Origin of the sequence: Sneathiella litorea (assembly GCF_009882915.1) — a bacterium.
Taxonomy (GTDB): Bacteria; Pseudomonadota; Alphaproteobacteria; order Sneathiellales; family Sneathiellaceae; genus Sneathiella; species Sneathiella litorea.
Genome location: NZ_WTUW01000006.1, coordinates 1 through 491, shown reverse-complemented (window position 1 = coordinate 491; position 491 = coordinate 1). Strand labels below are relative to the sequence as shown.

At 54.2% G+C, this 491-nt stretch carries 1 protein-coding gene; it reads left to right on the top strand.

From position 1 onward, the window contains the following. Positions 1-3: 3 nt before the first annotated feature. Positions 4-491 (top strand): GTP-binding protein (locus GQE98_RS13895; RefSeq protein ID WP_161316327.1); only part of this gene is annotated, 488 nt, incomplete at its 3' end.

The window sequence follows — 491 nt, the reverse complement described above, 5'->3', positions numbered from 1 at the left end:
AAAATGGCCAAAGAGAAATTTGATCGTAGTAAACCGCATGTAAACATTGGCACGATTGGCCATGTTGACCATGGAAAGACGACGCTGACGGCAGCGATCACGAAAGTGCTTGCCGAGCAGAGCGGTGGTGCCGCGTTTGCGTTTGACGAGATTGACAAGGCGCCGGAAGAGAAGGCGCGCGGTATTACGATTTCGACAGCCCATGTTGAGTATGAGACGGGTGAACGTCATTATGCGCATGTGGACTGCCCGGGCCATGCTGACTATGTGAAGAACATGATCACGGGTGCGGCGCAGATGGATGGCGCGATCCTGGTTGTGTCTGCGAATGACGGCCCGATGCCCCAGACCCGCGAGCATATTCTGCTGGCACGTCAGGTTGGTGTACCGGCGCTTGTCGTGTTCATGAACAAGGTTGACCTTGTCGATGACGAAGAGCTGATCGAGCTTGTCGAGATGGAAATCCGCGAGCTTCTGTCCGAGTATGATTT